The organism is Streptomyces sp. NPDC059649, assembly GCF_042734445.1.
In the GTDB taxonomy this organism is placed as follows: Bacteria; Actinomycetota; Actinomycetes; order Streptomycetales; family Streptomycetaceae; genus Streptomyces.
In genome coordinates, this window is sequence record NZ_JBHWDV010000009.1 from 143,309 (window position 1) to 156,665 (window position 13,357).

Genomic DNA, 13,357 nt, shown 5'->3' on the forward strand with positions numbered 1-13,357 from the left:
ACGGCCGGAACGTTGCGTTCCGTGGGGCGTGATGTTGGTCTCTCTTCGCACAACCCTCGCGCGGACCGCCCCGGATGCGGTATTCAACGGACACGAGAGGGGGCGACGATGCGCGCGATGACAGGAGTCCGGCGCTGGCGGCGGAATCCGCTGCGGCGCCGCACGGACCTGATCGAGGCCTGGGCGGCCCTCGCGGCCATGCTCCTGATCGTGCTCGGCGCGCCCCTGGCGGGCTGGTTCGCCGGCCAGGCCGCGCACGGCGCGCTGCTGGAGACCGTACGGCTGCAGCACCAGCAGCGGCATCTGGTCCGGGTCACGGTCGACCGGCTGGTGTCCAGCGCCCCGCTCGACCCGGATCCGGAGACGTCGTCGCAGCGCGATGCGCATCTGCGGGTCATCGCCCGTTGGACGGCCGTCGACGGCAGTCCGCACATCGGGCAGATCGCGGCGCCGCATCCGGTGGAGCCCGGTGAGGGGTTCCGGATCTGGACGGACGGCCATGGCCGGGTGCTGCCGCGCCCGATGGACGTCAGCACGGCCGGTACGCATGCGGTGCTGGCCGGCCTGGGCACCACCGCCGCGGCCGGCGGACTGATCGAGGCCGTCCGGCGGCTGGTCGTCGGGCAGTTGATGGTGCGCCGCTTCCGCCGGTGGGACGAGGAGTGGGAGCGCGCCGGCCAGACCTGGGGCCGGGCGGACACCGGGAGTTGAGGCTTCCGGGCCCGGTGGCTGACCAGCAGCTGACCGTGTCAACCGGCGCCCTCCGGGCGCGCTACGGTGGGGGCGCCAGCCTCCCGGCTGGGGCCCGGCGGACCCGAATGCGGACATCCGCGGACGGAGGGGTGCCGGGCCGACATCAGCCGCACGAAGTGGGGACACGACAGCGCCATGGCACAGGGCTCGGTCCAGGTGACGCACTCCGGCACGTCGCGGTGGCGGCGCCGTACAGGCGAGTACAGCTCGCTCGCCGCAGCCCTGGAGGCCGCCGGGGACGGTGATGTGCTCACCGTCCCGGCCGGTACGTACCGCGAGAACCTGGTGCTGGTGCGCGCGGTGACGCTGCGCGGCGCGGACGGGTCGCGCGGCTCGGTGCGGATCGCGCCGCCCGACGGGGTGGCGCTGACGATACGGGCGTCGGCGACCGTGCACGACCTCCATCTGGAGGCCACCGATTCGGCCGCCCCCGCGCTGCTGGTGGAGGACGGCGCCCCCGAACTGTCCGGGCTGCGGGTGGTGACCCGGTCCGCGTCCGGCATCGAGGTGCGCGGCGGGGCCCGCCCGACGGTGCGCCGCTGCACCGTCGACAACGCGGGCGGCGTGGGCATCAGCGTCCTGGACGGCGCCGGCGGGCTCTTCGAGGACTGCGAGGTGATGGCCGCCGGGCAGACCGGGATCACGGTGCGCGACGGCGCGCACCCGCGGCTGGAGAACTGCAAGGTCCATCACGCCTCGGGCGCGGGCCTGGCGGTCAACGGCGAGGGCAGCGCGGTCGAGGCGGTCGGCTGCGAGCTGTACGAGATCAAGGGTGCCGGGATCCAGGTGGCGTCGCGGGCCACCGGCCATCTCACCGACTGCACGGTCCACCGCACCTCCGCCGACGGCGTCACCCTGGACACCGACGCGGTGCTCACCCTCGCCGACTGCGACATCCACGACATCCCGGAGAACGCGGTCGATCTGCGGTCCCGTTCGGTGCTGACGCTGACCCGCAGCACGGTGCGCCACTTCGGGCGGAACGGGCTGTCCGTATGGGACCCGGGCACGCGGGTGGACGCCAACCAGTGCGAGATCCACGACAGTACGGGCGACTACCCCGCGGTGTGGATCAGCGACGGCGCCACCGCCGTACTGGACGCGACCCGGGTCCACGACGTACCGGACGCGCTGTTCGTCCTGGACCGCGGCTCCCGGGCGGACGTGGTGGACTGCGACCTCGCCCAGGTGCGCAACACCGCGGTGTCGGTGAGCGACGGGGCCACCGTCCAGCTCGACGACTGCCGGATCCGGGAGGCCGCGACCGGCGCCTGGTTCCGCGACCACGGCAGCGGCGGCACGCTCGCCAACTGCACCATCGACGGCGCCCAGACCGGCGTGATCGTCACCAAGGGCGCGGACCCCACCATCGAGGGCTGCACGGTCAGTTCGCCGACCGAGGCCGGCTTCTACGTCTCCGCCGAGGGCCGCGGCACGTTCCACAGCTGCCGGGTCACCGGCAGCTCCGGCTTCGGCTTCCATGTGATCGACGGCTGCCGCACGACGCTGACACGGTGCCGTACGGAGCGGTGCGCACGCGGCGGCTACGAGTTCGCCGAGGGCGGCGCCGGACAGGGCGACGGGCCGACGGTCCAGGACTGCACCAGCGACGAGAGCCGGGCGGTGCCCGCGCCGGGCACCGGCACCGCGCCCGCCGTGCAGCAGGCGACGCAGACCGCCGGGCTGCTCGGCAACGTCCCGGCGCAGAGCCCCCCGCCGGCCGCCCCCGCGGCCCCGGACCCGGCCGTGAGCAGCCGGCCCTCCGACGAGGTGTTGGGCGAACTGGACACCCTCGTGGGCCTGGAGAGCGTCAAGCGGGAGGTGCGCAGCCTGATCAACATGATCGAGGTGGGCCGCCGCCGGCAGGAGGCCGGTCTGAAGGCCGCGTCGGTGCGCCGCCACCTCGTCTTCACCGGCTCCCCCGGTACCGGCAAGACCACGGTGGCGCGCCTCTACGGCGAGATCCTGGCCGCCCTCGGGGTGTTGGAGCGCGGCCATCTGGTCGAGGTGTCCCGGGTCGACCTGGTCGGCGAGCACATCGGGTCGACCGCGATCCGTACCCAGGAGGCGTTCGACCGGGCGCGCGGCGGGGTGCTGTTCATCGACGAGGCGTACGCCCTCTCCCCCGAGGACTCCGGCCGGGACTTCGGCAAGGAGGCGATCGACACCCTGGTGAAGCTGATGGAGGACCATCGGGACGCCGTGGTGGTGATCGTGGCCGGCTACACCGCCGAGATGGAGCGGTTCCTGGCGGTCAACCCCGGTGTGGCGTCGCGTTTCTCCCGCACCATCACCTTCGGCGACTACGCCCCGGAGGAGCTGCTGCGGATCGTCGAGCAGCAGGGCGAGGAGCACGAGTACCGCCTCGCCGACGGGGCCGGCGAGGCGCTGCTGAAGTACTTCACCGTGCTGCCGAAGGGCCCGTCGTTCGGCAACGGCCGCACCGCACGGCAGACGTTCGAGGCGATGGTCGAGCGGCACGCGGGCCGGGTGGCGCAGCTGACCGACCCGAGCACCGACGACCTCACCCTGCTCTACGCCGAGGACCTGCCCGAACTCCCTTGAGCGGGAAGGCCGTCGGGGTGCCCGCCGGCCGGCCGCTGCTCCGGCATTCCCGGCAGTCCGGGGCCGAGCCGGGCGATCAGCTCGGCCCGGACGGTGTCGAAGACCGGGTCGGCCTGGTAGTCGCCGTGGCCCAGTATCTGGGCGGGCAGCGGGTTGTGCAGCGTACGGCCGAAGGCGAGCGGATCGCGTAGCGGCCCCTGGTCGACCCTGCGGCCGTCCTCGCAGGTGAGCCGGATCGGCCCGCCGATGGGGTCGGTGAAGCGCCACAGGTTGCGCCAGTCGTCCATCTCGCGGTGGAGTCCGGTGAGCGCGGGCGGCCCGAAGAAGGCCGGGAACCAGCGGCCGTAGAGGCGCTCCAGGGGACTGCCGTACGTCAGCAGGGCGACCCGGCTGCGGGTGACCAGGTCCAGCTGCCAGACGGCGGCGGCCGCGAGCACACTGCCCTGGGAGTGCCCGGAGATCACCAGCCGGCCGTCGAACCGCTCGGTCCAGGTGGCCATCCGCCAGGTGAGGTCCGGTACGGCGCGCTCGGCGTAACAGGGCGGCGCGAAGGGGTGGGCGGCGCGCGGCCAGAACGTGCCGACGTCCCAGAGGATGCCGATGGTGCGGCGGGCGGAGTGGTCGCGGTAGGCGCGCCGCCCCATGGCGAGCAGCAGTATGACGCCGGCACCCATCAGCCAGGAGCCGAGGGACTCGGCGGTCTCGGCGGCGGCGTGCACGACGGGCGGTGCGCCCTCGGTGGCGCGGCCGGGCGCACGGTCGGTCAGCCAGGCGCCGGCCACCGCGCCCGCACCGAGGACGAGGGTGACCGCGGAGGTGGCGGCGACCAGGACGGGCGCGGCGTCGGTGAGCCCGGCCCGGGCGATGGTGCCGGCGATCGCCCGGGTACGGCGCTCGTCGGGGTGTTCGCGCGGGTCGTAGAGGCCGGGCACGTCCGCGGCGACCCGGCGGCGGACGATCAGCACGCGGACGGCGGCGAGCACCGCGACGACCGCGAACACGACCAGCAGGGCGGGGATGGCCGAGGCCTGCCAGGACAGCAGCACCGGCGGGCCGGGGATCGGCGCGTGCGCCTGGCCGGGTGTCGCCCCGCCGTCCATCCAGTCGGCGAAGCGCTGGGCCACTCCCCCGGAGAGCACCCCGCCGACCGCACAGGCCAGCAGGGCGACGGCCGGGCCGCCCATGCCGCGCAGGGCGCTCCGGGCGTCGTCCCGGGCGGCGCGCTGCAGCACCCAGGCGGTCAGCGCGAGGGCGAGCACCAGCACGCCCTGGAAGACGGCGATGCCACCGAACGCCGCGGCGCCCGGCAGCGGGCCGTAACTGTGCGATCCGGGCCGCGCCCAGCCGGAGTGCACGGCGATCAGCCCGAGCACCACCAGGGCGGCGTAGGGCAGCGCGCGGACGACGAGCCGGTCGGACTCCTCGTCCGGCGCGGCCTCACTGCGCGCGGTGCGCCAGACGACCACCAGGGTGGCCGCGGCGAGCAGGATGACCAGGGCGGTCAGCACCCGCCCGGTGACGGCGAGAACGGAATAGTGGCCTCCGACCCCGTCCGCCTTCGCGCTGGCGGCGAGCAGCACCGCCGCGATGGTGAGCACGCCCGCGGTGGTGTGCGCGGCCCGCAGCCGGGCGACCAGCCGGCGGCCGTACCAGAAGCCCTCCAGGCTCAGCGCGGTGCGTTCGGCGTCCGGGGTGTAGCGGGAACTGCCCGGCACCCGTGGGGGCGGCGAGGCGGATTCGTACGCGCTCCAGGTGCGGTGCGAGAGCCACCACAGGAAGCCGATGACGAGCAGCGGCACCACCGAGGCGAGCGCCAGCCGCCGGCCGGGAGCGCTCCACCAGCCGCCGTTGGCCGGACTGAGGAACCCGAGCCAGGACTTACCGGCCACGCACACGGGCGTTCCGGCGCACTGCCAGGCCGTGAGGTCCAGGGCGACCTCACAGGCCGCGGCGGCGAGCAGGACGGTCAGGGTGAGGGCGAGCATCCGCACCAGGAGGTCGTAGATCCGCTGCGCCCGGTGGTCGGGTGGTGCGGCCGGGCGCATCCAGTGCGCGAGGTTGGCGACCATGAAGGGCACCAGGATCAACCACAGGGCGCGGGCCCCGTTGCCCGAGGTGAGGTTGGACCAGCAGTACGCCTCCCGCACCGGCTCACCCCGGTAGTCACCGGGCCGCTCCTCGGCGTCGGCATCCTCCGTACGCCGGTAACAGGCGGCCGTGTCGTCCCCGGTGATCAACTGCACCCGCGGATCACCGAGCATGTCCTGCGCGGTGGTGCCGCCTACACCGTGAACGAGCAACTCCAGGGAGAGCTGGGGGGCTGGAGTGGGGGTGGGAGCGGGGGTGGTCGCGGGAGTGGGGGTGGGGGTGGCTGTGGGGGTGGGGGTGCGGCTTGTTGGGGTTGCGGGTGGTGTTGAGGTGGGCGGGGGTGGCGCGGGTGCTGGTGCGTGTGCTGACTCTGGTGCTGGGTGGGTGGGCGAGGTTGAGGGGGTGAGGGGGGCTTCTGGGGTGCTGTTGTGAGTGGTTGGTGGGTTGTTGTGAGTGGTTGGTAGGTCGGCGTGGGTGGCTGACTGGCCGGCAGGGGTGGTTGTAGGGGTGATTGGGTCGCTCGGGTTGGCTGGATGGGGTGGGGTGGCTGAGTCGGTTGGGCCGGTTGGGTTGGCTGGGTCGATCGGTGTGGGTTCCGCGGTCTCCACTGGTGTCCCCCGATGTCCGTCTGGTGCGGCGCGATGTGGCCGAGCGCGGTGCGCGTGGGTGTGGCCTGGTGGGCTGTGTGTGGCGCCTGTCGTGTGGCGGTTGTTGTGCGGCGGTCTGCTGTGCGTCGTGGCTGTCGCGTGAGGCGAGTGCCGTGTGGGGCGCCTGATGTGCGCGCAAGTGGTGGGTGCGGCGGCTGTTGCTCGTGATCCCCGTTGTGGTGGCGGCACTTGGTCTTCGCGACGTGCTGGTCTTTGTTATGGCCTTGGTCTTGGTACGGCTTGGCTATTGGTGCGGTTTGGCTTTTCGTGCGGCTTGGCATTGGGCGCTGCTTGGTCTTGGTACGCCGACGAACTTGGTGCGGCGCACCAAGGATTGTCCCTTTCCGGCAGGGGCGCATCCACCCGAACCGCGACACGGACCGGCGCGGTGGGCCCGCTTAGGGCGTATCCGCGCCATGCTCCGCATCCCCCCACCCCCGAACCCACCCCCCGCCCCCTCCCCCGAAGGGGGAGAGGGGGAGGGGGCGGGGGAAGCCCGCGGAGCCCGGCGGGAGCGCGGGCGCCGGGAGGGAGAACCCAGCGGCCGACGGGAGCACCGGCGCGAGGAGGGAGAAGGCGGCGGCGCGCAGCCGGGCGGCGGGTGACGTGGGGCTCCGGCAGGGCAGGGCCTGCGGGGGGGGAGGCGTGGGGACACCAGGGCTACGGGAGTCGTCAGTGTGGCGACAGAGCCCCGACAGCGGCAGGGCGCCGGAGGTAACGGGGCAGCGCGGCAGGCGACAGGCGACCGGCGACGGGGCGCCAGGAACCAAGCGGGGCGTGGCAGGCGGCAGGGCGCGGCAACGGCAGCGACGCGCGAGGGGAGAGAGGACGCCGCAGACGGCGGGGCGGCAGGGGACTCCGAGGGGCGGCAGAGCGGCGGGACTCCGCGAGGGGGCAGAACCCAGGAACCGGCAGGACCCAGGAACCGGCGGAGCTCCGGAAGCAGGCGGGGGCGCCGGCAGGCAGCAGGGCCGCGACAGCGGCGGCCCGGCGGGACACCGGAGGGGAGCAGGCCCGGAAGGGAGCAGAGTCCGGAAGGGGGCAGAGCTCGGGAAGGGCGGGCCCCGGGGGGCGACAGGTCACCGGGAGCCGACGGGATGGCGGGCCGGGAGCCGACGGGACGGCGGGGGGCCGGGGGCCGGGGGCCGGGAGGAGCCAGCACGGCAGGGGCCTGGATGGGCAAGGAGTCGACAGGCCACCGCGAGCCGACAGGACGGCGGGGACCGGGAGGGGCAGAGCGGCAGAGCGGGCAGGCCGGGCAGGGCGCCGGGAGGAGCCAGGAAGGCGCCTGGAGCTCACTGGGCCGACCGTCGCCCCAGGCATGCATCGCCGGGCCCACGCCCTTGGTAGCCGGCATCACCGGCCCGCACCCTTGGCAGTCGGCATGCATCACCGGACCGGCGCCCTTGGCAGTCGGCATGCATCACCGGACCGGCGCCCTTGGCAGTCGGCATGCATCGGCGGACCTCGCCTCGGCCGTGTTCGTCGGGGCGGCGTCGGTGTCGGTGCCTCGTGCGAGGATGAGGGCATAGTGATCGCAGGCGGGAGCCGGCGCGTACGAGCCGACATGGCAAGCCGGGCGGAAGGGACGGGCGGGTTGAGCGACAACCAGAACCTCCTCGCGGAGCAGCGGCGGGCCCTGATTCTCGATGAGGTCAGGCGACGCGGCGGGGTGCGGGTCAATGAGCTCACCCGCAAGTTGAGCGTGTCCGACATGACGGTCCGTCGCGATCTGGACGCGCTGGCCCGCCAGGGCATGGTGGAGAAGGTGCACGGCGGCGCGGTGCCGGTCAGCGAGCCGAGCGCCCATGAGCCCGGGTTCGAGGCGAAGTCCGGGCTGGAGCTGAGCGCCAAGGAGGACATCGCCAAGGCGGCGGCCCAGATGGCGGCGCCGGGCAGCGCCATCGCCCTGGCGGGCGGCACGACCGCCTTCGCGCTGGCGCAGCAGCTGCTGGACGTGCCGGATCTGACGGTGGTCACGAATTCGGTCCGGGTGGCCGACGTGTTCTACACCGCCCAGCGGGCGGCGGCCAGCGGCGGTGCGGCGCCCCGTGCGGGGGCGGCGACGGTGGTGCTGACGGGCGGGGTACGGACGCCGTCGGACACGCTCGTAGGGCCGGTCGCCGATGCCGCGATCCGCTCGCTCCACTTCGACGTGCTGTTCCTCGGTGTTCACGGCATATCAGTGGAAGCCGGGCTCTCGACGCCGAACCTGGCGGAAGCGGAGACCAACCGGCATTTCGTCCGGTCCGCGCGGCGGGTGGTGGTGGTCGCCGATCACACCAAGTGGGGGACGGTCGGGCTGAGTTCGTTCGCGACACTGGACGAGGTCGATGTGCTGGTGACGGATGCGGGGCTGTCCGCGGAGGCGCGGGCGGAGTTCGCGGAATTGCCACCGGAGTTGATGATCGCGGGCGAGCTTCCGGAGGACGAAGAGCTCTGAGGCTGCGCTGCCGGCCGGCGGCGGTGAAGGGCTGTCCACTATCCACCTGATGGAGCGTCAGGTAAAGTGTGCGCCCCTGCCGCCTCGCCCACCATCACCCACACACTCCCGGCCCGGCCCGGCCCACCCCACCCTGTCCGGTCCGATCCGGTCCAGCCGATCTCGCCCCGTTCTGGCCCGTCCATCACGTCCCGTCCGATCCATCCTGGCGATCCGGCTCGTCCCGCTCGATTCGAACCGTCCCCGAGGGGGTGCTCATCCATGGCACGCCGACTCCGCGCCGTCGAGCTGGACTTCGTCGAGTCCGCGCCGTTGCGGCTGGTGTTCACCGGAGAGATCGCCGCGCCGCCCAAGGTGGTCTATGCGGCGCTCGCGGACGATGTGGCCGGGTGGTCGTCCTGGTTCACGGGTGTGGTGTGGGCGACGTCGACGCATGACGGCCGGGAACGGGAGGTGCGGCTCACGGGAGGTACCCGTTTCGCCGAGACGGTGCTGGCGGCCGAGCCGGACGCGCACTACGCCTACCGGGTCGACACCACCAACGCCCCTGGTCTGCGCGCCTTGTTGGAGGACTGGCGGCTGACGCCGGCGGGCGGCGGCACCCGTCTGCGGTGGACGTTCGCGGCGGACGGCCCGGCGCCGTTCCGCTGGGTCATGGCGCTGGCCAGGCCCGGATTGGGCCGGGCCTTCCGCGAGTCGACGCGGGAGCTGGACCGCCGCCTGGCCCGCCAGTAGCCGACGCTGCCCCCGTCGGCCGGTGGCCCCGCGGTCGTCCACGCACCGCCTACCCCCCGAACTAACCGTGGCCGCATCGGCCGCCTGCCGCCTGCCGCCTGCCACCGAGCCTCGACCCCACCAGCCCCGCGCCGCCCCGTATCCCCCGCTTCAACCCCGCGCCGCCCCCGCCGACCGCGTACCGCCCCCGCCAACCGGGCGCCACCCCCGTCGTCCCGCAGCCAGCCCAACCAACCCCACCCACCCCAAACGCCCTCACCCAGGCCAGCGCCCCGTGGTCAGGAACTCGTCGAGGGTGCGGGCGTAAGGCGTGATGTCCAGGCGCTGGGCGGCCAGCCAGTCGTCGGAGTAGTACTTGTCGAGGTAGCGGTCGCCGGGGTCGCAGAGGAGGGTGACGACGGATCCCGTACGGCCCTCGGCGACCATCTCGGCGACGATCCGCAGGGCGCTCCACAGCCCCGTACCGGTCGAGCCGCCCGCCTTGCGGCCGATCGCCGCCTCCAGGGCGCGTACGGCCGCGATGCTGGCCGCGTCCGGGACCTTCATCATCCGGTCGATCGCGCCGGGTACGAAGCTCGGTTCCATCCGCGGCCGGCCGATGCCCTCGATACGGGAGGCGGTGGCACAGTCGGTTCCGGCGTCGCCGGTGAGCCAGCCGTCGAAGAAGCAGGAGTTCTCCGGGTCGGGGACGCAGATCCGGGTGTCGTACTGCATGTAGTGGACGTAACGGGCGATGGTCGCGGAGGTGCCGCCGGTGCCCGCGGTGGCCACGATCCAGGCCGGTTCGGGGTACCGCTCCAGCCGCAGCTGCTGGTAGATCGACTCGGCGATGTTGTTGTTGCCGCGCCAGTCCGTGGCCCGTTCGGCGTAGGTGAACTGGTCCATGTAGTGGCCGCCGGACTCGGCGGCGAGCCGGGCGGAGACCTCGTAAACCGTCCGCGGGTCCTGGACGAGGTGGCAGCGGCCGCCGTGGAACTCGATCAGCCGGGTCTTCTCGCGGCTGGTGGTGGCCGGCATGACCGCGATGAACGGGACGCCGATCAGCTTGGCGAAGTACGCCTCGGAGACCGCCGTGGAGCCGCTGGACGCCTCGATGACCGGTTTGCCCGGCCGGATCCAGCCGTTGCACAGCCCGTAGAGGAACAGCGAACGGGCCAGCCGGTGCTTGAGGCTGCCCGTGGGGTGCGTCGACTCGTCCTTGAGGTACAGGTCGATGCCCCACTCCTCGGGCAGCGGGAAGCGCAGGAGGTGGGTGTCGGCGGTGCGATTGGCGTCCGCCTGGACCTTGCGTACGGCTTCTTTCAGCCAGGCCCGGTAGGCCGGATCCGAGCGGTCGACGTCGACGGTCGGCATCGGTGCCTCGGCCGCGACCGTGTCGCCGGGCCGGCTCGTGGGTTGCTGTGCGGTACTCACCGGCGCACTCCTCAGACGTATGTGAGCCCGCGCACGACGTCGGGCCTGATTCCGACTATAACCACCGGTCGCACCCTTCTCACCTGCATAAACATCACTTTGAGAGACCCCAAGGAGACCCTGGGGCGGGCCTTTCGCGGCGGAGTTGCCCGGTGTCGGACACCGTGGAACGTCGGCGTCCGGTGACCGGTGGGCCGCCGCGACCGGGGCCGGCGAGGGAGCGCGTCCCTGCACGGTGACCAGCGGCACTGGTGCGCCGGGCGCCCTCCCGGCAAACTGCCCACAAGGGGCGGTGGAGGGGATCCGCCCGTCTCACCGAGGAGGTGCCGGCCATGGCGGAGCCCGAGTTCACCGCGACCGGCGTACGGATCGAGCGCTCGCTGCGGTCGCTGACCCGCGCCGGGCAGGTGGTCATCAGCGACGGCCGGCTGGTGCTGCTGACCAGTTACGGCACGGAGATCGACAGTGCGCCACTGCAGTCGGTCCAGGCCCACAAACCGCTGTTCGCGGCGCGGGACCGGGCACTGGCCACCCTCAACGGCCACCGGTATTCGCTCACCCTCGACACCCCGGAACTCTTCCTCAAGGCCCTGGAAACGGCCCGTCCACCGGGTTCCTGACCGTCGCCGTGACCGGTGGGGGTGCGGTTGCGGGAGCGCGCCGTCTGGCTGACCCTGGACTCGTATCACTGAGGGTTCACCAGCGGTGACGCTGTGGTGCAGCGGGCATCGCTGGGTCCGATCTTCGCCCTGCCAGGAACGGGGGGCGCCCGACCTCATCAGGGAGTCGCGGTCGTGATCACGCAGCCCAGCAGGCACTGCACGGTGGAGCTCCACGCCGTTCCGGCATGCATCGGACATGTGCGAAGAATCGTTTCCGCCCAGCTGCGGCGCTGGCATCTCGACGCCCTGATAGACCCCGTGACGCTCGGCGTGACCGAACTCCTCGCCAACGTCCACCGGCACGCGAGCCCCAGCAAACGCTGCACCGTCGAACTAAGCGTCCTGGTAGGCCGCTTGACGGTCTCGGTGTACGACGACGATCCCCGGTTGCCACGGATCCGGACCGCCGGCAACTGGGAGACCTGCGGTCGCGGACTGACACTGATCGCGGCGCTCAGCGAGAGCTGGGGGATGCGCCCGGAGGGCGGCGGCAAGGTCGTGTGGTTCACCCTTCCGGCCCTGACCTCCGCACCCGGTGAAGCCCGTACGGTCCGCTCCCGCTGGGACCCGTTGCCACTGGACGACACCCCCGCCCGTACGCCCGCCGAGGCGGCGCCCAAGAGGGGCGTACGGGGGGCGCGGGTCGGCTGACCCACACGGGCGAGGACTCCGACCTCCGGCCTGGCCAGGGGGCGACCAGGGGCGATCAGACATGCGACCCGGGGCGACCAGGGGCGATCAGGCATGCCACCGGGGCGATCAGGGGGCAACTGCCGCCAAATACCGCCAACTGCCCCGAAGGCAAGGGCTCATGCCGTGCCGCCCTTGGGGCCGCCGGTGGCGAAGTGCTCCTCCAGGACGGACAGGCGGCGCCAGTACTCCTCCTCGTCGATCTCGCCCGCCGCAAATCGGCGTCCCAGTACGGCGATCGGGGTCGGGACGTCCGCACCGGAGGGACCGGCGGTGCGAGCCGTACGGGCGGCGGACCGGGGGCCGCCCCCGAACCGGAGACCGGGTCCGCCGTTACGCCACACCGTGCGGCGCAGCAGGGTGACCACGCCGAAGACCGCCAGCGCCCAGAGGAACGGCACGAAGAGGATCCAGGGACCGGGGCCGCCACCGGACCAGGGATGGGCCAGCTCGAACATCTCGATCAGCTCCTTGGGAGGACGGGTCCACGTCCTTGCGGGACCGGTGTTGTCATTGCCCTTACGAGCCTGGCTTTTCGGGGACCGCGCGTCGTCGTACGGCCAGCGGCTTCACCGGTACCACGCGGGAAGTACGCGGGGGTCGGGCGACTGCTCCGCCGGCCGCAGCATGGCGCCCCGCCGCCCCCTTCCCCGCATCCATGAGTGACCCCCCTTGCCTTCTGTAACTACTGGTATGTACAGTCGCGATCATGAATGCTCAGGAGCATGCGCCCGGCCCTCAGGAACGGCAGCAACAGCTCGGCGCGCAGGAGCGGCTGGTGCGCAGCACCCAGGAACTCCTCTGGGAGCGCGGCTACGTCGGCACCAGCCCGAAGGCGATCCTGGAGCGGGCCGGAGTCGGACAAGGCAGCATGTACCACCACTTCTCCGGCAAGTCAGATCTTGCCCTGGCTGCCATCCGGCGGACCGCGGAGGGCATGAAGGCGGTCGCCGAGGAAAGCCTGTCCGCTCCCGGTACGGCGTACGACCGGGTGGCCGCCTATCTGCTGCGCGAGCGGCGGGTGCTGCGCGGTTGTCCGATCGGGCGGATGACGCAGGACCGGGACGTGGTGCGGAGCGCCGAACTGCGGGCCCCGTTGGACGAGATGTTCGGCTGGCTGCAGGAACGGATCGCCGAGGTCCTCGGCGAGGGGGTGCGCCGCGGCGAACTGACCGCCGCGGTGGACCCGGTGGCCACCGCCGCCACCGTCGCGGCCGTCGTCCAGGGCGGCTATGTGCTGGCCAGGGCGGCCGACGACACCGCGCCGTTCGACGCGGCCGTACGCGGCGTACTGGCCCTGCTCGCGGCCCAGGCCACCGGCAGCGCCGCCGGTCCGGCCCCGGCCGCCGAGGGCCCGTGAA

At 72.9% G+C, this 13,357-nt stretch carries 10 protein-coding genes; 7 read left to right on the plus strand and 3 right to left on the minus strand.

Going from position 1 to position 13,357, the window contains the following annotated elements; all coding sequences use genetic code 11:
• Positions 1 to 117 precede the first annotated feature (117 nt).
• Positions 118 to 711 (plus strand): hypothetical protein, encoded by a 594-nt coding sequence (locus ACFV1J_RS14045; protein WP_385857589.1) that lies wholly within the window; start codon positions 118 to 120, stop codon positions 709 to 711.
• 177 nt (positions 712 to 888) lie between these two features.
• The gene (locus ACFV1J_RS14050; protein WP_385857590.1) at positions 889 to 3,318 is read left to right on the plus strand and encodes a right-handed parallel beta-helix repeat-containing protein; all 2,430 of its coding nucleotides are present in this window, start codon (positions 889 to 891) and stop codon (positions 3,316 to 3,318) included.
• On the opposite strand, the gene ACFV1J_RS14055 is transcribed toward ACFV1J_RS14050, so the two are convergent.
• A complete protein-coding gene (locus ACFV1J_RS14055) occupies positions 3,288 to 5,579 on the minus strand; it encodes a hypothetical protein (RefSeq protein WP_385857591.1) in 2,292 nt (763 codons plus the stop codon). The two genes, ACFV1J_RS14050 and ACFV1J_RS14055, sit on opposite strands and share 31 nt — an antisense overlap.
• A gap of 2,071 nt (positions 5,580 to 7,650) precedes the next feature.
• Here ACFV1J_RS14055 and ACFV1J_RS14060 point away from each other — a divergent pair.
• On the plus strand, positions 7,651 to 8,496 hold the full coding sequence (locus tag ACFV1J_RS14060; RefSeq protein WP_385857592.1) for a DeoR/GlpR family DNA-binding transcription regulator: 846 nt from the start codon (positions 7,651 to 7,653) through the stop codon (positions 8,494 to 8,496).
• A gap of 261 nt (positions 8,497 to 8,757) precedes the next feature.
• On the plus strand, positions 8,758 to 9,231 hold the full coding sequence (locus ACFV1J_RS14065; protein WP_385857593.1) for an SRPBCC family protein: 474 nt from the start codon (positions 8,758 to 8,760) through the stop codon (positions 9,229 to 9,231).
• Positions 9,232 to 9,486: 255 nt separating this feature from the next.
• Here ACFV1J_RS14065 and ACFV1J_RS14070 read toward each other — a convergent pair whose 3' ends face one another.
• Entirely contained in the window at positions 9,487 to 10,584 is a 1,098-nt protein-coding gene (locus ACFV1J_RS14070; protein ID WP_385857624.1) for a PLP-dependent cysteine synthase family protein, read from the minus strand.
• A 392-nt stretch (positions 10,585 to 10,976) separates the two neighbouring features.
• Here ACFV1J_RS14070 and ACFV1J_RS14075 point away from each other — a divergent pair, with 392 nt between their 5' ends.
• Positions 10,977 to 11,264: a hypothetical protein gene (locus tag ACFV1J_RS14075; RefSeq protein ID WP_385857594.1), complete on the plus strand. Its 288-nt coding sequence runs from the start codon at positions 10,977 to 10,979 to the stop codon at positions 11,262 to 11,264.
• Positions 11,265 to 11,438: 174 nt separating this feature from the next.
• Complete coding sequence (locus ACFV1J_RS14080) at positions 11,439 to 11,957, plus strand: ATP-binding protein (protein ID WP_385857595.1); 519 nt, start codon at positions 11,439 to 11,441, stop codon at positions 11,955 to 11,957.
• A 158-nt stretch (positions 11,958 to 12,115) separates the two neighbouring features.
• On the opposite strand, the gene ACFV1J_RS14085 is transcribed toward ACFV1J_RS14080, so the two are convergent.
• Entirely contained in the window at positions 12,116 to 12,454 is a 339-nt protein-coding gene (locus ACFV1J_RS14085) for an SHOCT domain-containing protein (RefSeq protein WP_385857596.1), read from the minus strand.
• 251 nt (positions 12,455 to 12,705) lie between these two features.
• Here ACFV1J_RS14085 and ACFV1J_RS14090 point away from each other — a divergent pair, with 251 nt between their 5' ends.
• Entirely contained in the window at positions 12,706 to 13,356 is a 651-nt protein-coding gene (locus ACFV1J_RS14090) for a TetR/AcrR family transcriptional regulator (RefSeq protein WP_385857597.1), read from the plus strand.
• The last annotated feature ends 1 nt before the right edge of the window (position 13,357 follow it).

Excerpts from the sequence above, each read along its gene's own strand:
- ACFV1J_RS14045 (WP_385857589.1), top strand. The coding sequence starts at position 118 with ATGACAGGAGTCCGGCGCTGGCGGCGGAATCCGCTGCGGCGCCGCACG.
- ACFV1J_RS14050 (WP_385857590.1), top strand. The coding sequence starts at position 889 with ATGGCACAGGGCTCGGTCCAGGTGACGCACTCCGGCACGTCGCGGTGG.
- ACFV1J_RS14055 (WP_385857591.1), bottom strand. The coding sequence starts at position 5,579 with ATGCTCGGTGATCCGCGGGTGCAGTTGATCACCGGGGACGACACGGCC.
- ACFV1J_RS14065 (WP_385857593.1), top strand. The coding sequence starts at position 8,758 with ATGGCACGCCGACTCCGCGCCGTCGAGCTGGACTTCGTCGAGTCCGCG.
- ACFV1J_RS14070 (WP_385857624.1), bottom strand. The coding sequence starts at position 10,584 with ATGCCGACCGTCGACGTCGACCGCTCGGATCCGGCCTACCGGGCCTGG.
- ACFV1J_RS14075 (WP_385857594.1), top strand. The coding sequence starts at position 10,977 with ATGGCGGAGCCCGAGTTCACCGCGACCGGCGTACGGATCGAGCGCTCG.
- ACFV1J_RS14085 (WP_385857596.1), bottom strand. The coding sequence starts at position 12,454 with ATGTTCGAGCTGGCCCATCCCTGGTCCGGTGGCGGCCCCGGTCCCTGG.
- ACFV1J_RS14090 (WP_385857597.1), top strand. The coding sequence starts at position 12,706 with ATGAATGCTCAGGAGCATGCGCCCGGCCCTCAGGAACGGCAGCAACAG.